Raw genomic sequence first — 24,726 nt, forward strand, 5'->3', positions numbered from 1 at the left:
AAATGGGATAGCCAGAAGGAGATGCGTAAGCGTGATGACCCTTGAAGAGTACAATACCGTTAACCATACCGGTGAGAAAAGTCTGCAGTCGCTTGGAGCAGTCCTGAACCGCTATTGCCTGACACTTACCCGGTCCAGCATTGAAGCCGAGGATTTGGCTCAGGAGACCTGGGCCAAGGCGCTGGGATACGGCAAATTTCCGGCCAATCCGAATCCCGAAGCCCTGCTGCTGCGGATCGCCAAAAATACATGGATTGATGCTGCACGGCGACGGGCTTCCCTGAGCCGCGCTCTGGAGCGCGGGCATTCACAGGCAGAGCCGTTAACGGGCGGAACGATTTCCGAAATTGAAATGGCCTTTCAGGCCCTAATGAAACACCTGTCTCCGCTGCAGCGGACGGCCTTTCTGATGCGGGATGTGCTGGGCTATTCTGCGGGTGAAACGGCGAAACAACTGGAAACAACCGAAGGTGCGGTGAAGTCGGCGCTGCACCGGGCACGGCTGGCACTCGCAGCCGTTAGAGAGGATCTGTCGGCGGACGGCGGGCCTGCGGTTCCGCTGGATACCGATTACCGGCAACTCTTGTCGGCGCTGGCCGATGCTTATGAGCAGGGTCAAATCCCTGTCATGCTGGAGCTTCTCCGCCAGGAACATTCAGCAGAACTTACGATGGCTGTAAGCACAGGTACCGTGCAGGCGCTGCACTTTGCCGGCAGCAGCCGTTCAACCGCTAGCCGCAGCAGCAGCACTCATGCCGGGCTGCGGATGGCCGCCTAACCCAAGGCTTCAGGCGGGTCAGCTATTTCAATTTATAAAGGAGTGTATTGAATGAGGAACATACTTGTGCTTGGGGGAACCCGATTTTTTGGCAAACGGCTGGTGGAACGGCTGCTCAGGGAGGGAGACAGCAAGGTAACGATTCTGACCAGAGGCCGGGCGGAAGACGACTTCGGGGAACAGGTCTCCAGGCTGAATGTGGACCGTACGGACGCCAAAGCGCTTGCCGAAGCCGTCGGGGATACCCCTTGGGATGTGGTCTATGACAATATCTGCTTTTCACCGGATGAGGCTGATGCTGCAGGCCGTATTTTTGCCGGCACCGTTAAACGGTACATCCTCACCTCAAGCTTGTCGGTTTATGATCCAAGGCCGGAAGCTTTGACTGAAGCTGACTTCGACCCTGAAGTATACCCCTTGCGATTAGGTGCGAAGGAGGACTTCAACTATCAGGAGGGCAAAAGACTGGCCGAAACGGTTTTGCTGAAGCAGGACGCATTCCCCGTGGCTACCGTGCGCATTCCCATGGTGCTGGGCACGGATGATTATACGCGGAGGCTGCATTTTCACATCGAGCATGTCCGCGAAGGCCGGCCGCTCGGCATCCCGAATACCCAGGCGGCCATCTCCTTCATCCGTTCGGATGAGGCAGCGGACTTCTTGTATTGGCTTGGCTTCTCCCAACTGACCGGACCGGTAAATGCATGCTCGGACGGGACTCTTACCATTGGGGAGATCCTCACCATCATTGAAGCAGCCACGGGTAAGCAGGCGGTGATTGAAGCCGAAACTGCAGATGAGGATATGTCTCCCTTCGGCATTACCGAGTCTTGGCATATGGATACAACAAAAGCCCGCTCGGCGGGCTTTCCATTCCTTGCACTCAGTGACTGGTTTCCGGAGCTGGTGACCCAGCTCAATGCTTCACTCGGCAATCGCGAGTAATTTTTCCGTTGGTTCGTTGAGTTCATTCCAGTGTTCTTCTAATACCAGCAGCTGACCGGATGGCGGGATGTCCCCGGTCTCCTCTTCAATTTTGAAAATATTAATTTCCGTGAACAGCCGCTGCGAAATTTCGTTAATTTCCACTGCCTGCCGGGCAATATCGCGGATCGCCTTGTCCTGCTGCGTGCTGGAAGCATTGACCTCCTGAACGCCCGCAGCTGTCTGCTCGGCTACGGATGCTACAGAGTGAATGGATACGGCAAGCCGGGAATTAATCTTCCGGGTCAGCTCCACCTTATGATGAATTTGTCCAATTTGTCTGCTGATTCCGGTAATCGAACCGTCAATCGCCTCGAAAGATGCAAGGGTTTCCGCTACCTGGTGATCCTGCTGCTCGAGGCTTTTTTTCGTCTCCAGCATGTAGCCCTGAAAGTCGGTCATACTGTTCTGAAGCTCATGAATGATCTCGCTGATATGTATGGAGGAATCTTTGGTCTGGACCGATAAATGCCGGACTTCGTCCGCAATAACGGCAAATCCCTTGCCGGAAGCTCCGGCCCGCGCAGCCTCAATCGCAGCATTTAGCGAGAGGATATTTGTCTGCTTGGAAATTTCGGTAATGGAATTCGTGATCCGGGTAATATCCTGGGATTGCTCCACCAGCTTCTCCAATGCTTGATACACCCTGCCGATGGAATCACGGGAATGCCGGGAAATCTGCTGCAGTGCGGTAACCGTCTCAGACCCTCTGCGGGTATTGTGATTGGCCGTTTCACTTGTCGTGAGCATGGCACCGGTATGATCCGTAATCTCATCCACTTCCCGTTCCAGCTCTTGCAGCAGGACTGCACTTTGCTCGGACTGAACGGCTTGCTGATCCGCGCCCACGGAGATTTCCTGTATCGTTCTGACAATATCCTGATTGGTATCCGCGGTAATGGATGAGGATTGCTGGAAGGAATGCGAATAATCCGCCAGGGAAGAAGCAACGGACAGCGTCTGCCGCAGCATCTCCCTGACCCGGGTAACCATATGGTCAAAATGATAGCTCAAACGTCCCAGTTCATCATTATAAGGAGAGTTGATCTGCTGCCGTAAATCGCCATCGGCAATTTGCCGCAACGCATCCTGGAGCCTGCGCACCGGTCTCAAGAATGAGCGGATCAGCAGCCAGGCCAGCACCAGTGTAAACAGGAAAACTCCACCTGCGGCGTAAAGCACAATGGATACCGTTTGATCCAGCAGTGCAAAAGAATGATCCTGTGCCCTCTCGGCGTTCCCCGCGGCAGCGTCATACAGCTTCCCGTTGGTCTCCAGCATCGATTGATTTACAGCCGTTGCCTTCATATGCAGGGCGTCGATTTGTTCCAGCACCGTCAGTGGATCAAGGCTCTCATCCTCCATCGTCTTGACCAGTTCCCCGAATAACCCGGCATATTCTCCGGCCCGGGTCCGGAGCAGCTGCAGCTCTGCGTACGCAGGCGTCTCCTGTTCAAAATCCATACTGGCAATCTCATCGGTGAGCCGCTGCTGCTTGTCCTTAAAAGGTGCGGCAAGCTCCACATCACTGGATCCGGCCAGCGAACTTTCCAGACCGTCCAATTCCTGCAATAGCTGCGTGATCGTTTGAACGGTGATTCTTTTTTCCATCTCCGTCTTCTGCCGTTCCATAGAGAGCTCCACCTGATTAATCTTGTGTCCCTGGTACAGAGCCACCCCCAGGAAGATGAAAGTTATCGCAGAGAATACCAGAATCAACTTCCATTTCATAGATAGGTGCAGCAAGCTTCTTTTCAAGCGTATCATCCCTTCGTATCACGCCTACTATAGGTATATTTTACTAATAAGGTCATTATAGGAGCTGGATATTAAATACTCTCCAAGGTTTTGTATGCGGATCGTAAAGAATCTGTTGCGAAAATGTTAACAAAACCTGCACTGTGTGCTCAAAATCCCCCCATGTCCCCATATCCGCTGAACGTCCGGTCGCTATGCTCCCAGCTATTTCAACCTGCTTACGGACCTCATGGACGTTATTCCCTCCCAAAGAGCCGCCAAAGCTTCCATCCGGACCGGAATGACGCTATTTCACTAAATCATCGTAGTTGGAGCGTTTTTAGGGCAAATAAGTTTTCAGGAGTCCGCAACGTCAGAAATAAAGCTTTTTTTGACAAAATAAGGGCGCTGGGGTCCGAGTCCTGCTGTTCAAACACGCAAGTGGAAACGGCTTTACCGTCCTCAAAAGGACGGTATCCGTTTCAGCGAGAAATAGAAGGATAATTTATAGCGTGAAGCATGTAAATTCTTATTTTTTAAAAGCAAAACAAGCCCCCGGAATTCTCCGGAAGCTTGTTCTTGACCCATTACTTATTCTGATTCGTCCGCTTATTGGGCGCTTTCTTCCATATACATGACTTCCCACAGATGCCCGTCAATATCCTGGAAGCTCCAGTTGTACATAAAACCGTGATCTACCGGATTGTTAAAAGGCTTCCCGCCTGCAGCCAGCGCCTTCTGCACCAGCTCGTCCACCTCGGTTTTGCTGGAGGCAGAGATAGCCAGAATTACTTCTGTCTGACCGGATGTGTCGATGATCTTTTTGGAGGTGAAGGTGTTGAAAAACTCCTTGACCAGCAGCATCGCAAAGGTGTTGCCGTTGATGATCATACAGGTTGCGTTCTCATCGGTATACTGCGGGTTGAACTCAAAACCTAAAGCGGTAAAAAAGTTAATCGAATTCTGCAGATTGTCTACCGGCAAATTAACAAAAAGCTGGCCTGCCTGAAATCCCATTCTTCTCATCACCTCGGTAATTATTTGAGTGTATTCCGCTCGATTATAACATGAATTACCGGAGGATGCCTCTAGTTGCGGGAACCCCGGACTCCAGCGCGTTTGCACAATTGCCACACTTTGCAGAGTTGATATTGGAGCTATACAAGAGTACCTTAGAATTAAGCGCAATATGAAACGCATCTGTAAAGGATACCCCAAGGATTACAATCCAAAGAAGCAGAATGCAATCTCTGTTAACATGAAGAGTTTAAGATGGAGCTATCTAAGCGTAAAAGGGGTGGAGCGATGCCTAATATTTGGATGCATTTAGAGTATGGGCAGGTGCTGGCGGAACAATTCGCGGATCAGTTTCCTTTTCTGGGCGGGCTGAAGAAGCGGCCTGAATTGTACCAGCTTGGCTGCCAAGGACCTGATTTACTTCTATACCACAGCTTTCTGCCGTGGAAAAAAGATACCGGTGCCCTCCGGCTGGGCGACCTTATGCACTCTGTACACTGCGGTCCGGTGCTGCTGGAGCTCTGGCAAAAAATCCGCAGCCTCCCTCCTCCTGACCTTGCAGAAACACAGCAATACTTCCTTGGATTTCTGACACATCATCTGCTGGACCGCAATCTTCATCCCTACATTAACTGGAAAGCGGGCTACAAGCACCGCAACCACCAGCGGTTTGAGATCGTCCTCGATACCGTGTTCATGCAGCGGCTGAAGCAAATCGATACCTGGCGGATTGCAGCTTGGAAAAAAATTCACGTCGGCTCGCGGCTCCCCCATACCGTTCACACTCTCCTTCATGAAACCGCAGCGGCCTGGTATCCCGAAACAAAGGGCCTCCCGGATGAGATCTGGCAGGAGGCGTACCTGGATATGGTTCTGGCCCATAAATGCTTATATGATCCCAAAGGCTGGAAGAAGTCGCTGCTAAGGGGAAAAGCGCGCCACCATTTCTACCAGCCGCTTTCCCCAAGAGACGAGCAGTTGGATTATTTAAACGAAAAACATGCCGAATGGCGTCATTCCGCGCTGTACTCTGAGGTCCGGACGGAAAGTGTCTGGGAGCTCTGGGAACAGGCGCTGGCTGAAGGGCGGAGTGTGCTGCAGGCCTTGGCCGATTGGCTGAACAGCAAGGTGCCTGCAGAAGCAGCCCGCGCGCTGGAACAGTTCAAGCGGGTGCTCGGCAACCGGTCTTATGATACCGGCAAGGATTGCAGCAGCAATCTCAAGAATCAGTTCGCCGAACCGATCTGGGATTCCGGTATTAGCTCGTAAGGACATTTATATTCATTCAAGGGTGGAGCTCCGAAAGGGGCTCCTTTTCGTATTATTAGGTCAGCCAGAAACCTCTGGTTGGCCTATTTTTCTTGCCCTGCTCACGAAAAACCCCTGACGCTCAGGAAGCGCCAGGGGTAGTCAAAGAAATCCGTTGCCGATTTCAGTCGGCAAGCTTGAGCAGTGCAGCCAGCATCTGCGCGGTTTCCTCACGCGTAGCTGCAGCCTGCGGCGCAAAGTTAACACCGCCATCCGGGGCGGTTTTGCCCGAAATGATCCCCGCCTGCTGGACAGCTGCAGCAGCTTCCAGCGCAAAAGAACTAATGGACTGCCGATCTGCGAATACGGCAGTGCCGCCGCTCACGGGCAGAGTCCAGTTCCGCTCATCCGCCAGACGGATAATCATAACTGCGAGCTGTTCGCGTGTAACCTTCGCCTTGGGTGCAAACTTCCCGTCTCCGGTGCCGTTTACGATTCCGCTAACGTTCGCCCAAGCGATTGCCGCTGCATAATAGTCATCTGCCTTCACATCTGTGAAGCTGCCGGACACTGCCGTGTTCAGCTCCGCTCCGGCCAGACGGGCCAATAGCAGGGCTGCGTCTCCACGGCTCAGGTTGCTCTTCAACCCAAACTGGCTTTCGTTGATTCCGGAAATAATGCCGCGTGCCGCCAGATACGTGATAGAGTCTTTGGCAAAGCTGGCAGCAGTATCGGTAAAGCCCGGGTTGCTGTAACCAACTGCATAAGCAGAGAAATGAGCGGAACGGAAGGTCAACTGGCCGGTCACCGCATTATAGCGGCTGCCAGGAAGCACAATCAGCTCGCCTGCCGCCGTAACATTGTAGGCCACTACCGCATTGGTATCCTCCGCAGATGACAGTGAATACGGGATACTCACCAACGCTTTCCCTTCCCCAAAGCTGGAAAGGGTACGGCTACCGGTTCGCACTGTAAGGTTGATAACCGGACGGCTGCCGACTGTACTCCGCGCGGCTTCGCTTATACCTCCAGCGGGATTGCCCATAACACTGCCAAGATCGGTTCCACTAATAGATAGTTTTACCGGTTCACCGTTTGCCGCAGTGTTCACTGCAATTACCGAAGTGCGGTCAAGCGAGACGGTTCCTTGACCGGCTGCGAATGTCACACTCTGCACAGCGCTGCCGGAAATCGCAGCCCAGACTGCGGCGGGAACCTCCAAGGTTACGGCTTTGGCCGCACTGCTTGTTGCAGCAACGCGGAAGACCAGCTCTTTGCCGGCAGAAGTTTTCAAGGATTCCAGCGCTGCTGCCACGGCTTCGGCAGTAGCGGACAAAGTTGCCGCTCCATCCGTACCTGCTGCGGCCTTGAGTTCAAGAACAACCTTGGAGCCTTCAACAGTTACCGCCGGGGGTTGAGCTGCAACTGCCGGGGTCTGCCCCAGGGAGCCACCTGAACCCGGATTCGTAATGACCGGATCAGCCGCCGCTACTGTCACCAGCGATTCGGCTACGCCATACCCATCCGCACTATATACGGAAACGGTCACTGTTCCCGCTGCCAGCGGAGTTACCGTCCCCTTCTGATCTACTGCAGCCACTGCAGGATTAGAGGAGCTCCAGCTAAGCGGTGATTTCTCCGGCGTTCCAGCCGCAGGAGTAACCTCAGCTTTGAGCGTTGCCGCTGTTCCTCCGGCTTTTAGAGAGAGTGACTTCTGGTCCAGCGTAACCTTTGTAACGTTTAATTGATATACCGCTACAGTGCCCCCTACCTCATTGGCTACCAGCACCAGCGGAAGTCCGGTCGGACTGTCCGTTGCCGGAATGAACTCGATGCCCTCCGGCCCGGTGTCCGTAGCGATATTATTTTTCGGTGTGAATTCACGGGAATTAATATAGTTGAGAAACTGCGGCTGCTCAGGATTACTGACATCGTAAGTCATCAGGCCGCCAATGCGCTCCAGGCCGATGAAGGCCAGCGCTTTTTGCCCCACCTTGCCTACTTTAACATATTCAGGCTCCGGTCCTTTTTTGGTGCTGCGGCTGTCCAGCGTTGTATTGCTGTTGCTTGCATTGAAGTAATCAGGCAGCCGCTCCGCTGTAATCCGTTCAAAATCACTGCCGCTGTCATACACCTGCTTCAGCGTATTAGCCTCCCATACTGAGAAGGAACGGCCCCCGTACAGGTACATCCCGTCATGACCCATATCCGACATGACCTCTACACCGTCATATTTCGTATTTCCGTTCAGGAACAGTGCAGCCGCAGAGTCAGGTTCAAGCGAACCCTTCATTTTGCCGATCGTGCTGACATTTTCCTTGCTGTCCCATTCCGTGGCATCGCCCTCATTGGCCGTGAACAAGTAGGTCTTGCCGTTAACGGTGTACTGGCTGATCCCATCCGGCATATAAACGCCGTAGAACGGGACATTTTCCAGCCTGCTCTTGCTGTCCTTCACGAGGTCAAGTCCATTTAGCGGATCGCTCAAATCCTTAAATCCAAGCCCCTTGACCCACAGCAGCTTGCGGGAAGCAATATCGACTGCAGCTACTGCATTGTTCTCCTGAAGGGTGATATAAGCGGTCTTCTGATCTTCGGACAGCTCGATAAATTCCGGCTCCAGATCACGGACTGCCGCTTCCTTTGTCCCCTTCCCTGTAATTAGCTTCGTTGCCGGATCAACCGCCCCGCGGATATGCACGAGATCGTCGATCCGCTCAGGGTTGTCGAACTTGACGTAATCTGCTGATTTCGCAGTCGTGTCAATGATCGTCACACTGCCTTCGGGATCACCCTCCAGTGTGCGGGGCTCGGCCTCGTCAGCCGTAAGAATAAAGCGGCCATCCCCGGTGAATTTGATCATATCGGGCTGGACTCCAGCCGCATAGGTATCCAGCAGCTTACCGTCATAATCCAGCACAAGAATTTTGCCGTTCTTCATGGCATCCGCTTCCTGTACGGCTACAGCAATCCGCTTCGTTGCCGGGTTGATGTCCACACTGGTCAGATCGCCATAGCTGAAGCCTCCGGTTTCCGCCAGCTGCTCCACGTTGATGCTCTTTTCCTTTTCCGGATGGATGCCATCCTTCAGATTTACGATATCTACTGTCGCAGGATGCGTCGAACCGTTGACCAGATAGAACTTTCCGTTATCACGGTTATACTTGACAATCTCCGCCACACCGCCGTCTTCATTGGTAACCCCGACGGAATATCCGCCAAGCTTTGTAATGCTGATAACATCCGCCGTTGGCTCTCCCGCCGGTTTATCCACCGTCAGCGGGAGGCTCCCCTCCACCTTCATAGCAGGAACACTGCTGTCGTACACCGAGACGCTGACCGTTGCCGGACCTGACGTCACCGGAGTTCCGCTGATTTTGCCGGATGCAACGTCCAGGCTCAGACCTTCAGGCAGCCCCGCCGCCTCAAAGGTATAAGGCAACGTCCCGCCATATACGGACAGTGTCACCGAATACGGGGACCCGGACGTGGCCGCAGGCAGAGACTGGTCCGCCAGGCCAAGAGGCTGAACAGCCACGCCCCATGCTCCGTCGGCACCGCTATGGGGCTTCATCCGATTCAGCGTTCCCGCATCCAGTGAATCGAAGCTGATTTGCTTAAGATCCGTTTTATTGTTGTCTGTATCGGCAAAATCGCTACGGCGCACCGACTTCTGCTTCGAGGTGCCGCCGGATTTGCCGGTAGGATAGTCGCTTTCATAGCCGTCGATGGTTGAGCCGTTGTCATTGCCGGCCGTGCCGATCATATCCACGTAGGAATCCGGTTTATTCAGGAACGGATTTACCGTTTCCAGCAGCGTGGTACTGTTCAGCAGCACCACTTTCATTCCTTTATTGTAAAAGAGGATATCACTCCATACCTGGTCGCTTTTGCCGCTGATATCGCTTTTATAGTCGGGGTTCACTTTGCCGTCTGTAATCAGATAAGAAGAATGCGCGTTGATCGTGCCCGTCAGCTCCAGCTTGCTCCAGGCACCGTTCATGGTTGGATCTGAGTATTGCACGGACCAGCCGCTCAAATCCACAGCAGAATCCGTAGGATTATAAAGTTCGATATAGCCCTTGGAGAAGTAGCCTCCCGTTGTTTCGACATCCCCGCCGCCATATATCTGGTTCACAACAATATGGGGAACGGTTACATCATAAACGCCGCCAGCGGAATACGGAGTGCCGGACCCGGGTGCTGCTGCAGCTGTTGCCGGACCTGCGTTCCACGCCGGGCCCACTGCCAGTTCTGCGGCAATCAGCAGAGAAAGGATTGTTTTGCCTGTTGAATTCAAGTGATTGTCACTCCAATACTCTATAGATTTTTTTCTACTATAGAGGACGAGTATGTTCTGATTTGCCGATTTGCATAAACGGAGTGTAAACCCCAGAATAAATCGCCACATGATGACGGAAATGAGTTGATTCCCCGATAACCTCACTGAAATATTCGCCTGTTATGATCAAGACAACAAGAGTACCGGGAGGGATTATCCATGCGTATTGCCTTGTTTACGGACACCTATCTTCCTCAAACCAACGGAGTCGCCCGCACGCTTCACCGGCTTGCCGGCCATTTACACCGCCGCGGCATCGAGCATCTGCTCTTCACCCCGAAATCCGCCCCTGAAGAACATTTCGCCGATCCCGTCCGTCCGATTGCCAGCATCCCCTTTTTTCTGTATCCTGAGTGCCGGCTGGCGCTGCCCGGTATGTCCTCCATCCAGCAAGAGCTGCGGTCCTTCCGGCCTGATCTGCTGCATATGGCCACCCCGTTCAACATTGGTCTGTACGGTCTCCGCTATGCCCAGAAGCAGAACCTCCCTCATGTTGCCTCCTATCACACCCACTTCGACCGTTATCTCCAATACTACCGGATGAGAAGAATCATTCCGCTCTACTGGAAATACATGAAATGGTTCCACCGTTCCTGCGATGCCATCCTGGCCCCTTCGCGGGAGACAGAAGCTACGCTGCGTTCCCATGGCTTCACCCGGCTGCGGTTATGGTCGAGGGGAATTGACTGCGGTCTGTTCACACCGGAGAAACGCAGCGGACAGGTACGGGAGCGTTACGGAATTACGGCACCGGTAGTATTGCTTTATGTAGGACGGATTGCTCCGGAAAAAGATATCCCCACTCTCTTAACCGCCATGCGGCAGCTGCCGGAATCCACGGCTGCGGCGGTTCATCTGCTGGTGGTGGGAGACGGCCCGCTGCTGCCGGAGCTGCGGGCGCAGGCGCCGCGCAATGTCACCTTCACCGGGGGCAAGCACGGGGAGGAGCTGGCAGAGCTGTATGCCTCGGCAGATGTATTCGTGTTTCCCTCCAGCACGGAAACCTTCGGGAACGTTGTTCTGGAAGCGATGGCCTCGGGCCTGCCTGTGATCGCTGCCGGGGCAGGCGGCACAACGGATCTGGTCTTGTCCGGTGTGACCGGGTCATTGTTTGAACCGCATCATCCGGGAGAACTGGTGAAGGAAATATGCACTATGGCGGATCAGCCGGAGCAACGGATGGCTATGGGCCGGGAGGGACGGCGGCTCGCGCTCGGCCGCTCCTGGGAGCATATTTTTGACGGCCTGATCCGGGATTACGAAGAGGTGATTGAGAACCGGCGCTTGAAGAACCGAACGGGGATATTTACAGCCTAGCGTTAAGAGGTTGACGGATTTCCCCCGCTGGTGCGGGGAAGGATCACATAATTCTGCCCGCAAAAAACAGCGCGTTTCTTCCCCCTCCGGAAGGGGTGGAGAAACGCGCTGCATTCCTACACTGTACAATCAATAATTACAACATTCTGCTAAACTCTTTTATGTAATAGTAATCGTACGAAAAAACAGCTTTGTTCTTCACTTTTCGGTATCCAGACCTTTGCAGAGCGCCAATTCTTTGGTCTTACCTTCGGCATATTTATTCAGCAGATTACTGGCATGGTCCGCCATTCGCTGGCGCAGTGACAGAGGTTCAAGCACTGTAAGCTGATGGCCGTACAGCAGCAATGTTCCGAACCAGCCGTTCTCCTCTTCCGGGACGGTGAAGCCCATGACCAGTTCCTGATCCCGGACTTCTAACAGCACCGCATTGGGGAGCAGCTCCTCCATCAGCACCCTGAGACCTGCCGGACATGCAAGCTTAACGGTTATGTACGGCCGGTGATCCTGCGCCTCCGCCAGCAGACTTTCCGCATCTCGATGCATTGTTGAAAAGGTCCCGTCCGTGGCCCGAAGCTCCCGGATTCGGGAAAGACGGAACAGCCGGTATCCGCAATGGTCACAGCAATAAGCGAATAAATACCATGCATGCCACTTATAGGTTAAGAGCAATGGCTCGACAATTCTGTCTGCCACCTCATTCCTTGCATTGGTGTATTGAAAGTGAAGCACCTTTTTCTGGCGGATGGCATGCTCTATAACTTGAATCGCCTCTCCCGTGCCCGCACCCTCCCTTAGAACCCCCAAATCAAGCTGAATGGGCTGCGGCACTGCCTCCTTCTCCGGTGTTAAGGACATGATCTTCTCCATGGTATCTTCTGCGCGTCTGCTGCTGTAGCCCGATACCAGCCCCTTCAGGGCGGCCAGAATATAACCGTAATCCTCGGACTGAAGCAGCTGTCTGTTCATTTTGAAGCTGTCGAGTATGTAATAACCTCCGTTAGTGCCTTGCAGCGATCCCACCGGAATCCCGGCGAGCCCAATAGATTCGATGTCACGTTGAATCGTACGCGGTGATACCTCGAATTTCCCGGCCAGTGCACGGGCACTGACCACCTCCCGATTGAGCAGATAGACTACGATTCCCAGCAAACGGTTAATTTTCATCTGATTCACCTGTTTCTTCTCGTCCCGCCTTGAATGCCTGAAAGATGGACATTAGTCCAATACGCTGTTAAAAGATAACAAAGTCATAGTCTGACGAAACTTCTGAAGAGAAGAACTATTAAAATAGACTCCTCGAAAAAGGAGTCTTGTCTAATCATAGTATGTGTCCGAAACTTCATGAACAGTTCGAAAATAAAATGATTTGTACTTGATTATTAGTTTATTTGATAGAAAACTATAAGTCTATATTTTATTTGAAAATACGGTTAGTCTGAGGTTATACCCGGCCGGGAATTGCTGAAGAGATGAGGTTCATTATGGTAAGTAAAGAACTGTTAGGCAGAGCTGCAGAATCCTTTGGGTTTGAAGTTGATACATTGGTTTTCCTTAGCAATTCTTGTAATGAGGTGTACCGGTTTTCCAAAAACAATCAACTCTGCATCTTACGATTATCTGAGAAACCTCCTGCATATGTGGAAAAAATAAAAGCCGAAGTGGATTGGGTATATTATTTGGCGCAGAGCGGCGTGCATGCCTCATTGCCAATCCAAACCTCGGATCAACAATTCGTTGCTGTTTACAGAGAGCAGAATCAATGTTATATTGCTACAGCTTTCCATATGGCATCTGGACGTTTTTTTGATAAAAACAATCTGTGGGGCCCCCCCGATATTCAATAAATGGGGAGAAACCATGGGAAGAATGCATCTGCTCACAAAATCCTATAAGGCTGCAGATGATGCTGTACAAAGAGATGACTGGGGAACATGGAATATGGATAACCCTTATTTACAACAAGGCCGATATCATATCCTGCTTAAAAAGTTGAAATCTCTGGAGAATACGATCGCTTCCCTGCCTAAAGATGCTCAATCGTATGGATTGATCCACAACGATTTTCATCCCTATAATTTTCATATCAACAATGATGACATTACGGTTTTTGATTTTGATGACAGTATATACGGCTGGTTTGCGCTGGATATTGCAATTGCGGCAACTCATGCCGTGTGGTGGGGGTCTCCGGCCGAGGACCGAAAATCTAAAAATGAATTTGCAAAACGATTCTTGGATGAATTTTTAACAGGCTACTTCAAGCATAATGACTTAGATACCTATTGGGTTAAGCAGATTCCTATGTTCATGGACTATAGGAATATATGCTCATACTTCTGGTGGCTAAATAGCTGGGACGGAGATGAGAGTCGCCTGTCTGAATTTCAGCAAACTGCAATTACCCAAGCCATAAATCTTATTCAATCTGGTCAGAGATTTGATGGTTGCGATATACAATTATAGGCCACCCTTTGTTCATCCATAGCCTCCGCTATTACTATTGTTGGGTCGTTTAATCCTTTATTTAAGGATCATTTAATGTGGAACATCTAATTCCTTATATATCAAAAAAGAGGCCGGGCATCTGCCCGGCTTCCACTTCAGCTGTCTATTGCAGCCCCATTCATTGACTTCGGATTTCTACTTCACCGTAGCATTGTACTGGCCGATTTTCTCGGTAATCTGTTTGCCGGCATCCTCCAGCGCCTGTTTAGGCTCTTTTTGTCCGTTCAGCGCTTCTTCAATCGCACCTTCAACAATCTGGCGTGCTTCGGGGAATACGCCCATTACCGCACCCGAGGTCGCCGCTGAAGCACTCGAAGCATGAAGCTGGTCAACAGCAGTCTGGAACTGCGGATATTTCACCATATTATCCTTGAGCACCTGCTGCTCATAAGCAGCCTTGTTAATCGGGAAGTACCCGGTGCTTACACTCCATTTTGCCTGAACCTCCGGCGAGGCCACATATTTGATAAATTCCCATGCCGCCTTCTGCTGCGCTTCCGGTTTGTTGTTCATAATATACAGGCTGGCTCCTCCGACAATCACTCCGCCGTCCTTCGCCGAGGCAGGTTTCGGCAGGAAACCTGTGCCGACTTCGAATTTGCCGCCAGCCGCCTCTACCATATTGCGCAGCGAAGCCGTAGAGTTCAGTGTCATCGCTACCTGACCTGCGGCGAACGCGCTGTCCGTATCATCTGTGTCCCGTCCCAGATTGGCGACTACTTTATCGTCGACCATCTTTTTCCACCATTCCAGTGTGCTTACACCGGCATCCGAAGCCAGCAGCGATTCTGTGGCAGCGGCGTCGCGCCCATTGCCGTTATTAACATAATCAGCGTTCTGATTGGCAAACAGCTGCTCCATGAACCAGCCGTAGATGGCAATTGTCGCTCCGGCTTTACCGTCTTTGCTTAATGCTTTGGCAGCGGCTTCGAATTCCTCAAATGTCTTAGGCGGGTTCTCTGGATCAAGTCCTGCTGCTTTGAAAGCATCTTTATTATAATAAAGAATCGGATTGGACGTATTGAACGGCATCGCATTTAACTTATCGTCAATCGTATAGTATCGGATAATGTTGGGTTCCAGACCTGACAGATCAAAACCGTCCTGGTCGATAAACTGCTGCACCGGTGTGATCATCTTCGAATCAATCATAAACTTGCTGCCGATTTCATAGACCTGGATCAGATCCGGTCCGCTGTTCGAGCCGATGGAGGCTTTCAGCTTGTTCAAGCTTTCATCATATTTACCCTGGTACACCGCTTCCACCTCGATGCCGGTCTGGCTGGCATTGAAGTCGGAGACAATCTGATTAATCGCTTTTTCACCCGCACCGGACATAGAATGCCACCAGCTGAGTTTTACCGGAGCGGCAGCGGCACTGACTTCCCCATCGCTGCCTGAGGAGGTGCTGCCGGCTGCATTATTGTTCTCATCTGCATTTGAATTGTTGCCGCAGGCAGCAAGAACCAGCATCAGGCTCGCAAGCAATGGAACCATACCTTGTTTGAATCGTTTCATTCTAAGTATCTCTCCCTTTTCCCCTATAATTTGGATTGAAGAAGCTATATACGTATTCATCATCTGCAATAAGCAGCTGACTAGCTTTTAGCTCTGCGCATCCTATCACTTATCCCTTCAGTGCACCGGCCGCCATGCCCCGGACAAGCTGCTTCAGCCCGAATACCAGCAGCAGCAGCGAAGGCAGAATGGCCAGTGTGATTCCGGCAAATACCAGATTCCACGAGGTCGATTCCTGAAATTCAAGCATGGAGATTCCGATCTGCACCGTCCGCATCGGTTTGCTGTTCGTAACAAGCAGCGGCCAGAGATAGGAATTGTACATGTTCAGAAAAGAGTAGACAGCCAAGGTGCCCAGTGCCGGTCTGGAGAGCGGCAGCATATGAAACAGAAAGTAGCGAATATGTCCGCAGCCGTCGATTTTGGCTGCCTCAAACAGCTCTTTGGGCAGCTGCATAAAGAACTGCCGCAGCAGGAAGGTGCCAAAGGCCGTCGCCAGAAAAGGTATGGTCAGGCCCTGGTAGGTATCCAGCCAATTCAGGCTGCGTACAGTCAAATAATTGGGAATCATCGTCACTTCCCAAGGAACCATCATCGTGGCCACGAACAGGCTGAACATCAGTGATTTCCCTTTGAAATTCATTTGAGCGAAGGCATATGCTGCGAGACTAGCGGTGATCAATTGGCCGATCATGACAATGCCGGATACCAGAAAGGTATTGCCAATAAAGGTGGCGATCGGAATAATATCGAACACTTCGCTAAAGTTCTCCGGATGAAAGGAATGCGGAACGATGGACGGCGGATAAGCGCTGGCCTCTTCCGGGGCCATAACGGCCATGAAGAAGCTGTAGAATACGGGATACAATACCAGTGCCGCCACCACAGTGAGCACACAGTAGGTAAGTACTTGTCCTGCTTTTGGCTTTTTCATTGATAGTGCACTTTCCTTTCCACCCATTTGAACTGGATCAGCGTCAGCAGCATAATAACCAAAAACAGCATCAGTGCTTGGGCGCTGCCCGTTCCGAAGCGGAAGTTGACAAAGGCCTCACGGTAGATGGAGTATACAAACACGTTGGTACTGTTCATCGGTCCGCCGGCGGTTAAAATATTGATCTGGCCAAACGCCTGGAAGGCACTAATGATCGAAACCACGAGTACGAAAAACAAGGTCGGGGACAGCAGAGGCAGGGTGATCTTGCGAAATACCGTGACTGCTCCCGCTCCGTCAATTCTGGCACTCTCATAGATTTCGTCCGAAATGCCCTGCATTCCGCTCGACAGGATGATGTAATTGAACCCGAGATTCATCCATACCGTCATTAATGAGATAGACAGCAGCGCGGTATCCGGATTCACCAGCCACGCCACCGGCGTCATTCCGGCAAGCTCCAGCAAATAATTCAGCATACCCAGCGTGGGATGAAACAGAAATTTCCAGATCACTGCCGCCGATCCAACAGACAGCACCATGGGCAAAGAGAAGGCGAACTGGAACAGCCGTTTGCCGCGCAGCTGATTGTGGGTAAGCGCCGCGAGCACAAGTGCAAGCAGCAGGCCGGTCGGGACCGTCAGGAGGGCAAACAGCGCCGTCACCCGGATACCGTCCAGAAATAGTCCTGAAGTGAAAAGGGCATTGAAATTATCAAAGCCGACATACGCTGCGATTCGTCCCGCCGGGTCCGTACTATGCAGACTTAAATATACGGATTTCAGCAACGGATAGAATAAAAACACACCGAACAGCAGCAACGAAGGAGCCAGGAACAGGTAGGCAAGCATATTCTCCTGAACCTTCAGCTTGCTTAAATATGCCGGCCGTAAGGGAATTCCAGCCGATGCCGCTTTTTCTCTTGCAGGCAGGGTTAATGAATTCTCTAGTTCACTCAAAATGGAAGCCTCCTAATGACCTAACAGTCCGCTTTTATCTTCTTACTACCTCTGCAAGTGTAAAGCTTGGATGTCAACGCAGCATCAGGAGGATGGCAAGCCAGCGTTAAAATTATATAAATTTTGTAAACGGAGAGATAAATTATCTCAACTATTTATACAAAAAAAGACCTCCTCGATTTCTCAAGAAGGTCTTTGCTTACACTTGTTGTTCCGCCGCTTTCTCCTGATTCAGATTCAGCCATTCCTTACCTAGTACACCATAGGCAAAAGTATCATGCCATTTCGGCATACCTTGTTCATCGGTTTTAAAATAGCCCGTCTGGAGAAAATGCCCCTCCCGCCGCAGCTTCAGCCGTTCGAGCAGCCGCCAGGATGGTGTATTCCGCGGATCGCAATGGGCGGTTACCCGTCTAATTCCTAGAGTATTGAAGCCGTACTCCAGCAATGTGCGGCAGGCTTCAGCCGCATAGCCGCAGCCCTGATACTCACGGTTGAACACGTAGCCGATCTCCCAAGTCTGAAACTCCTGCGGTTGCTGCTCCTGAAAGTATAAGTTGCCAATTACTTTGCCTGAATCCTTGAGGCACACAGCCCAAAATGCCTGATCCGTGGAACGTCTCACCGCCTCAGCATGGCTGTCTTCTTCATTGTAAACACCATAGGGCTCATATTCTACAACCTCTTCACAGGCAAGATATTCATGCAGGTCCTGCCCATCTTCTGCTCTGAATCTCCTAAGCACTAAACGCAACGTTTCCAAAACTTCCATTAACCCTCACCCTTTGCTGCTTTGATTATGAAGAGACCTTCATCTGCAATTGCTGCTCGATAATACCTCTGATGTTATCGACTACATTTGTGATACTAAATTTATTAACCGATTCTTTGACGAATTGCGGATCGGGCAGGTGTTCCGGCTGATCTACGATAAGCTGCATAATCCCAGCCATTCCTTCCACATCCCCGACAGAAACCAGCCAGCCGTTGCCCTCAGGAATAACAATTTCCGCAGGTCCATGCTGGCAATCCGTACTCAGACATGGAATGCCCCGGGCCATAGCCTCCAGCAGCACCAGCGGGAACCCTTCGAAGTTGGAGGTCAGAACCAGCGCTGAAGCTCGGGGAATTTCCGCCCAAGGATTCTTCTTCCAGCCGAGCCATTCCAGACGATCGTTGATACCATATGATTGCGCCAGGTTGTATACTTCTTCCCGGTCCGGTCCATCTCCAACAATGATCGCCTTCCATTCTCCCTCCAGTTTGGCAAGGGAATCAATTAAATCTCTCACACGTTTTTGCCTATTCTCCAGCCTGCCGATGTACAGAAAGGTTGGAACCTCCGGCCGTGCAACCTCCAGCACTTCTACATCAACCGGGTTGTGGGTGACGAAGATCTTACCCTGGGCTTCACTGCCAACCACCGCTTGAATCTGCTCGGCAATCCCTTTGCTGATCGACAGATGGAAATCGGCGTATTTCAGCAGCTGCACCTTCCAGATCGTAGACAGTTCATTATGCACCCAACTGCCAACAGGAATCTTCCGGTTCAATATTCTCGTCATCCATTTGCAATAGCAGACCACATTGGGATCACATCCGATAATCACTTCCGGCTGATACTGACTAATTTCCCGGAATAGCGGAAGTGTGAAGCTATAGCGCCGTCTTAAGGCATTGTCCGTACGCTGATCTCCGATCTCCACACAATCCAAATCACGCAGCCAATTCTTGTCCAGCGATCCGCCCATAAGAAACATCTTGACCTCATCCTGATTTCGGACAAGCTCCTGCATCACGGTTCTAAATACCGCCTCCATTCCGCCTAATCCGGAACGTTTATTGCTGACAATAGCGATTCTCATTTGGCAACCTCCTAGTGGTTGGGTTAATGTGACTTCATGAAACAGAAGCTTACAAAACCGGCATCAAAGCAAGGAGAAACATGGAGAACCACTTACAAGCCATGACCAAGCTGCACCATTATCAAACCAATCCAAAATCTTCCTTCATAATATATCAATAATTATACAGTATTATCAATATATTCTGATTACATCTGTAAATCAAAAAACTGCCCTCCCTGCAAGGGAAGGACAGTTCTCGAACAATCTGCCGGATACTCAGAGGTTATGTAGGCTCAAAAAATAGAAGAGATATTAAAGACGGGTACTCGAATTCAACAGTTTCAAGGGAAGTGACAGCCTGATTATGCTCCTCCAACTTGATCATTAAGGATTACAAAATGAGACGGATTTGAAGGCAACACCGGCAAAAATAAAATGGCTAAAAAACTGGTAGCTACTAACAACAAGGTCAGCTTCTTTTTCATTTTCCCACACCCTTTTTAATAAATTTGTGATACTGTGTCAGTGATTCAAACAACGCATACTCTTTAAATCTCTCAGATAAGCCTACACAAATGATTATATCACAAACTTTGCTTTTTGTTGTATAATTTCCCAAATAAAAACTGACTATTTGACAAAGATAGACAGTTTTTTTCATCAGGCAATTACTTGGATGTCTATATAGGCTCAAAAAGGGAAATCGCTACAAAGCTAGTTACTACTTATAACAAGGTCAGCTTCTTTTTCATTTTTTTCCCACACCTTTTGAATAAATATTTGATACTGTGTCCGTGTTTCAGGAAGTGCATATTTTTTAAAACTCTCAAATAGGCCTACACAATTGATAATAGCATTATTATTGTTTTTCGCACTGTACGATTCCATACTTTCCAATAAATACCTAAATCCTTCTGCATACATTGCTTTATTTAGGTAATATTTTGACAACTCGTAACTAAACCGTGCTGTTTGTTCAGGAATAACCTGCCGGGTATAAACATCGGAAGCCAGATCTTGTTCATAAGAGTGAATCTGAGATTCGAATTCAACTAAAATGTGATCGATATCAAAAGAATACTGATTAGCTGCTTCAATGATATTGAGGAGCTCAGTAAAAATTTCTTTTTTGCCTTTAGTAATTTCAACAAGGTCAGAAATCACACTTTGATCTCCGCCTCGAAGCTTATTTATATAGGTATTGACTTGTGCCCAATGCTGAAACAATTCAATCCAATGTAACGTCTCAGGGTCCGTCTCTTTGACCCAACTAAGATCGGCATAGGCATAGGTGCATTCCAAGGCTTGCTGAAAATCCCCTCTGGCGTCCCATACACTTGCAAGAAGCAGGTTCGAATAGGCTATGTATACAAAGAGCGGTAGGCTGGTTGCCAAGTCCTCTTGCATTCTTTCTTCTTTGCGGTGTTTGCTAAAATACTGTATCCGGGCCTTCCGGCCCATCTCCTGGGCAAGCTCCTCAACCTTGTCCCACCGCCGTAAAGAACGGTAGATATTCGCTAAATCTTTAAGCGCATCCAGCTGATCCTTCTCATCCAAACGTTCGACAAAAGGTTCAAACTGACAGGCCGCCTTAAAGTTCTGGATTTGGTCATCTCCAATGCTAAGCGTGAAGAGACGGTATTGGCAGAAGGCCAAACGTTCGGAATGCTGGCGGATTTCACATCTGGCTACATTATCATACAGAATCGCGGCAGAGTCATTCCAGTTTCTCTTGAAAAAATCATTGGCAACATCAAAGAGTAAGGGTGCGTAGGTCAATTCCTCCAGAAGAATAGTAACCGTCTTCAGAACACAATCCAGTTTATTTAATTCTGCGCAGCGGTAAAGAAACGGGCCAATTCTTCGCCAATTAGGCGTCGCTTCTATCATGCTTTCCTGAATATAGTTTTCGTAAAAATAACCCGCAGGCAACGAAAGCACCGCGGTCACCCTGTCAACCTGATCCACGCTCATTACCTTATTGCCCTTTAATATGGAGCTTATAGATCCTACATTTATACCGATGGTTCTACCCAGATTACTCATATTCCAGCCTTTTTGTTTCATGAGGTTATCCAACTCGCTGCGGATCGTGGTTGTAGCTATCAAGTAAACCACTCCTTAAGAATCAACTCGTAGCAACATATGAGAGAAATTTTATTATATTACAAATATAACCATAGTTTTACCGTTGGTCAATTGAAATATATATTTCATAGTTTTGGCATCATCGTGTATAATGGTAATCTGTTTTTTTTGGCAATTCGGTTTCCATTGTATTGCAATAAAGCAAGACGGGGGATCTCTCCCCCGCATCCATTCCTTCTTATGCAGATATGTCAGCAACCAAATTTTTCATCCATTTTCTGGAGTATATTCGTATCAGTCCAATGCTAAGTCTAACCACTTCTTCCATGGACAATATCATGTACACCAGAAATACAGGTTGTTTCCAGACAAATGACATTAATAATCCGGAAGGGACACCGATCAGCCATGTCGCAGTGGATTCCATCGCGAATACAAACTTGCTGTCACCGCCGCTGTTGAGAATGCCGCCCGCCAATATCATGTTGGCAACCTTTACCCACAGGAATGCAGCGAATACCCAAACTAGGCGGGTTCCCATGAGATGCGCTTCCTCTGACACCTGAAAGATAGATACATACAAAGGCGCAAATACGGCAATCAACACGCCGATTCCAAGGGAAACCAGGATACCCAGCTTAATGAACCGCTTGGAAAAATCCAGTGCCGCATCTTGCTCGTCGGCCCCCAGCTTATTCCCAATCATGATGCCGGCCGCGCTAGAGAGCCCGGATAATAAACCGATACTTAAGCTCTGAAGCGGATAGGTTATCGTCATCGCGGTTATTTCAGAAGTTCCCATCCGGCTGTAAATAATGGCGTACACAGTTTCACCCAGCACCCAAATCAGCTCGGTCAGTACGATCGGATACGTAGTGCGAAGGAACTTCCCAAGAAGCGTCCCGGATGCCCCGAACCAGTCACGGATATGGGTTGCTCCGGGAAGACGAAGCTTATAGGCAGCTGCGATGATAAAGCAGCATTCAAACAAACGGGCGATAAGTGTAGCAATGGCTGCTCCTTTTAACCCCCATTCCGGAAAGCCGAATTTCCCGAAAATTAGCAGATAGTTAAGTATAATATTAATACACACTGCAGCTATGCTGGTTATCATAGGGAGCTTCACATGTCCTGTAGCACGCAATATAGCGGAATAGATCATCGTCAGCATGACCGGAATATAACTCAGAGAGATCACTTTCAGAAAACCGGACCCCTCTGTGATCAGCCGCTGGTCCTTAGTAAATAAGCTGAGACTGAATTGCGGGAAGAAATGAATGGGCAACGTGAAAATAATCGAGATGCCCATCCCTAGAAGCAGTCCTAATCCCAGCAGCTGCGCTGTGCTTCTCTCATCCTTCTTCCCCCAGAACTGCGCGGCATAAATGGATACTCCTGTCGCCAGTCCGGCCAATACTACAGTTATAATCCCGTATATTTTTATGGAGATGCCTACAGAAGCAACGGCCACATCGCCGAGTTGTCCGACCATCAGCTGATCGGTTAAGGTTAGCAGTGCCATAATCAGGCTTTGCAGAGTTACAGGAATTGCTATTTTATAGATATTGCTATAAAAATCCGCCTTTGAATCTTTTAACATTACCGGGCCCTCCCATCGTCGTCATACAGCCTTTTGATAACGAAGCAGTGTATAGTTTTTTTGCGGGAGAACTTCGACAACCTTGAACTTCTTTGCAAAGCTCAGGTCATTATATCCCTTGCCGTCAACAAGCGTTATATTGGTCTCGCCTCCGATAATAATCGGCAGCTGCATTAAGATGATTTCATCTACTAAACCCTGGTCAAATACATTCCAGTTTAGAAAACCGCCGCCCTCTATCATAATGCTGTGCACGTTGTAGCTCTCCTCCAATTCACGGAACAAATTCACAAAATCTACTTTGTCCTCTCCGCAGATTAACACCTCTTTGTTCCTGTCCTTCAAAATACTTATCTTCTCAGGATCCTGGCCATTTTCAGTGGTAACGATCAGCGTTCTGCCGTTGTCGGCAAAAACATGACTGTCCAGCGAAATATCCATATGTGAGGTGGGGATAATCCTCAGCGGGTTATTATTCTCCTCATACCGGTTTGTCAGCATCGGATCATCATTTTGTATGGTATTTTTCCCTACCATGATAGCGTCAACCAAACCCCTGAATTTATGAATGTATTCAATATCAGGTTCCTCGAACATACTGAACAATTGTTTGCTGGACTGCCCCGCACCTAAAGTAAGCTTTCCGTCGATTGACACTTGGCTAAAAATAGTTGTTTTCATGGTTTTCCCTCTTCTCTATAGAGTTTATTGATTGCTGCTGCTGCTCACATGCTCTTCCATTAACACCAATAATCTCGCGGCGTCTTCTTGTGATAAATGTTTTAAGCCTGCGGATATGGCATCCCAGACACCCCTCATAACCGGCTCAATTGGCATGTTACGCGCATTTTCGAGGCAGGAAATCAGTTTAGCCCTGACCGGTGAGGCGGTAACCCTGATGTCCTCCAACACCCCGGTATGCACTGGAATCCGCTGTACCCGCTCCGCCCATTCCCGTTGACTGCTTTCACTCAGCAGATAAGCCGCAAATGATAGAAGCTCGTCCGCTTGCTCCGATTCCAACGAATTCTGCGGAAATACCAGACCGATGGACGAAGCCATCGAGACTGCCGGGTTGCCAATAATAGTCGGCAGCGCACCTACAAGCAATCTGTCTCTCATATGAAGGTCTAAATAATTGTAAATCCATTCCCCGCAAATGATGGCACCAATCTCTCCGGCGATAAAACGGTCCAGAAGTTCAGTTGAACCGTGAAAACTGCCAAGCACCCCTTGGGCCGTTTGCCGCTGAACAAACCGCAGGGCCGCTTCCATTTCCGGAGTTGACAAATCGGGTTTCCCATCCTTCAGCGGCCAGCCTCCAAATGCAGTCAGGAATGGGATAAAGCAATACGGGTCCGCCAGATCAGAAGCGACCGGTACAATTCCCTTAGTCTTGAGCTCCTCCGCCTGTTGTTCAATCGCTTCCCAGGAAGCGGGCGCCTCCGGATAGATTTCCGAGTTGCAATAAAGCACCAGATGATTGCCTTTCAGAATAGGAATACCATACTGTCTGTCGCTCGACCGCATGGAGTAACGGATATCCTTATCAGTGGAGCCGGACATGGACCAGAATTTCTCTGGAATCTCCGAATACATGGCTGCTTCCCCATAGCCGGCCATGTCTGCCGGAACCAGCGCCATTTGCGGACCAGCCCCGGCAGTTTTTATCTGCTGCAAGCCAGCGGTCAGTATGGAGATATTCATGACTTTCGGAATAACGGGAATGCCGAATTCAGAGCTATACTCACGGCAGAGCTGCTCCAACACCTCTATGGAGGTATCTCCCTTCCCATCGAATTCATGCCAGATATTCAGTTGCTGTTGCTGCACGGTGTGTTTGTCCATA

General features: G+C 50.0%; 20 protein-coding genes. 6 read left to right on the forward strand and 14 right to left on the reverse strand.

The genetic code is table 11. The annotated features are described in order from the left end of the window. The first annotated feature begins 34 nt into the window (after positions 1-34). A complete protein-coding gene (locus tag NYE29_RS32785; RefSeq protein ID WP_340899873.1) occupies positions 35-778 on the forward strand; it encodes a sigma-70 family RNA polymerase sigma factor in 744 nt (247 codons plus the stop codon). A 51-nt stretch (positions 779-829) separates the two neighbouring features. Beyond that, a complete protein-coding gene (locus tag NYE29_RS32790; protein ID WP_340899278.1) occupies positions 830-1,723 on the forward strand; it encodes an NAD-dependent epimerase/dehydratase family protein in 894 nt (297 codons plus the stop codon). Here NYE29_RS32790 and NYE29_RS32795 read toward each other — a convergent pair. Further along, positions 1,703-3,493, reverse strand: a complete 1,791-nt coding sequence (locus NYE29_RS32795) for a methyl-accepting chemotaxis protein (protein ID WP_340899279.1) — start codon at positions 3,491-3,493, stop codon at positions 1,703-1,705. The two genes, NYE29_RS32790 and NYE29_RS32795, sit on opposite strands and share 21 nt — an antisense overlap. 615 nt (positions 3,494-4,108) lie before the next feature. After that, positions 4,109-4,516, reverse strand: coding sequence for a VOC family protein (locus NYE29_RS32800; RefSeq protein WP_038589401.1), 408 nt, complete (start codon positions 4,514-4,516; stop codon positions 4,109-4,111). A 288-nt stretch (positions 4,517-4,804) separates the two neighbouring features. Between NYE29_RS32800 and NYE29_RS32805 the strand changes: the two genes are divergently transcribed. Beyond that, a complete protein-coding gene (locus NYE29_RS32805; RefSeq protein WP_340899280.1) occupies positions 4,805-5,785 on the forward strand; it encodes a zinc dependent phospholipase C family protein in 981 nt (326 codons plus the stop codon). A 163-nt stretch (positions 5,786-5,948) separates the two neighbouring features. On the opposite strand, the gene NYE29_RS32810 is transcribed toward NYE29_RS32805, so the two are convergent. Then, the gene (locus tag NYE29_RS32810; protein ID WP_076112201.1) at positions 5,949-10,064 is read right to left on the reverse strand and encodes a choice-of-anchor I family protein; all 4,116 of its coding nucleotides are present in this window, start codon (positions 10,062-10,064) and stop codon (positions 5,949-5,951) included. 201 nt (positions 10,065-10,265) lie between these two features. Between NYE29_RS32810 and NYE29_RS32815 the strand changes: the two genes are divergently transcribed. Beyond that, positions 10,266-11,423: a glycosyltransferase family 4 protein gene (locus NYE29_RS32815; protein WP_076112200.1), complete on the forward strand. Its 1,158-nt coding sequence runs from the start codon at positions 10,266-10,268 to the stop codon at positions 11,421-11,423. Between the two features lie 198 nt (positions 11,424-11,621). On the opposite strand, the gene NYE29_RS32820 is transcribed toward NYE29_RS32815, so the two are convergent. After that, positions 11,622-12,590, reverse strand: a complete 969-nt coding sequence (locus tag NYE29_RS32820; RefSeq protein ID WP_076112199.1) for a helix-turn-helix transcriptional regulator — start codon at positions 12,588-12,590, stop codon at positions 11,622-11,624. A 317-nt stretch (positions 12,591-12,907) separates the two neighbouring features. Between NYE29_RS32820 and NYE29_RS32825 the strand changes: the two genes are divergently transcribed. Then, entirely contained in the window at positions 12,908-13,270 is a 363-nt protein-coding gene (locus NYE29_RS32825; protein ID WP_340899282.1) for a hypothetical protein, read from the forward strand. Next, on the forward strand, positions 13,230-13,889 hold the full coding sequence (locus tag NYE29_RS32830; RefSeq protein ID WP_340899283.1) for a phosphotransferase enzyme family protein: 660 nt from the start codon (positions 13,230-13,232) through the stop codon (positions 13,887-13,889). Before NYE29_RS32825 ends, NYE29_RS32830 begins: the two co-directional genes overlap by 41 nt. A 177-nt stretch (positions 13,890-14,066) precedes the next feature. On the opposite strand, the gene NYE29_RS32835 is transcribed toward NYE29_RS32830, so the two are convergent. From NYE29_RS32835 to NYE29_RS32880, 10 genes are all read right to left on the reverse strand, one after another. Then, complete coding sequence (locus NYE29_RS32835) at positions 14,067-15,449, reverse strand: ABC transporter substrate-binding protein (protein WP_076112195.1); 1,383 nt, start codon at positions 15,447-15,449, stop codon at positions 14,067-14,069. 109 nt (positions 15,450-15,558) lie between these two features. Next, positions 15,559-16,383 (reverse strand): carbohydrate ABC transporter permease, encoded by an 825-nt coding sequence (locus tag NYE29_RS32840; protein ID WP_076112193.1) that lies wholly within the window; start codon positions 16,381-16,383, stop codon positions 15,559-15,561. Continuing rightward, entirely contained in the window at positions 16,380-17,234 is an 855-nt protein-coding gene (locus tag NYE29_RS32845; RefSeq protein WP_438496546.1) for a carbohydrate ABC transporter permease, read from the reverse strand. The genes NYE29_RS32840 and NYE29_RS32845 overlap by 4 nt, the downstream gene beginning before the upstream one ends. 307 nt (positions 17,235-17,541) lie before the next feature. Then, positions 17,542-18,114 carry a GNAT family N-acetyltransferase gene (locus NYE29_RS32850; protein ID WP_340899286.1) on the reverse strand — a complete coding sequence of 191 codons (573 nt, stop codon included), beginning with the start codon at positions 18,112-18,114 and terminating at the stop codon, positions 17,542-17,544. A gap of 25 nt (positions 18,115-18,139) precedes the next feature. After that, the gene (locus NYE29_RS32855) at positions 18,140-19,207 is read right to left on the reverse strand and encodes a glycosyltransferase (RefSeq protein ID WP_340899288.1); all 1,068 of its coding nucleotides are present in this window, start codon (positions 19,205-19,207) and stop codon (positions 18,140-18,142) included. Positions 19,208-19,551: 344 nt separating this feature from the next. Continuing rightward, positions 19,552-19,674 carry a hypothetical protein gene (locus tag NYE29_RS32860; RefSeq protein WP_340899290.1) on the reverse strand — a complete coding sequence of 41 codons (123 nt, stop codon included), beginning with the start codon at positions 19,672-19,674 and terminating at the stop codon, positions 19,552-19,554. A 229-nt stretch (positions 19,675-19,903) separates the two neighbouring features. Continuing rightward, positions 19,904-21,298, reverse strand: coding sequence for a helix-turn-helix transcriptional regulator (locus tag NYE29_RS32865; protein WP_340899292.1), 1,395 nt, complete (start codon positions 21,296-21,298; stop codon positions 19,904-19,906). Between the two features lie 217 nt (positions 21,299-21,515). After that, a complete protein-coding gene (locus NYE29_RS32870) occupies positions 21,516-22,877 on the reverse strand; it encodes an MATE family efflux transporter (RefSeq protein WP_076113165.1) in 1,362 nt (453 codons plus the stop codon). 21 nt (positions 22,878-22,898) lie between these two features. Continuing rightward, entirely contained in the window at positions 22,899-23,558 is a 660-nt protein-coding gene (locus NYE29_RS32875; RefSeq protein ID WP_340899294.1) for a RibD family protein, read from the reverse strand. A 24-nt stretch (positions 23,559-23,582) separates the two neighbouring features. Further along, complete coding sequence (locus tag NYE29_RS32880) at positions 23,583-24,725, reverse strand: sugar ABC transporter substrate-binding protein (RefSeq protein WP_340899295.1); 1,143 nt, start codon at positions 24,723-24,725, stop codon at positions 23,583-23,585. Position 24,726: the final 1 nt, after the last annotated feature.

It is taken from the genome of Paenibacillus sp. FSL M7-1046 (assembly GCF_038007405.1).
Lineage (GTDB): Bacteria > Bacillota > Bacilli > Paenibacillales > Paenibacillaceae > Paenibacillus_AQ.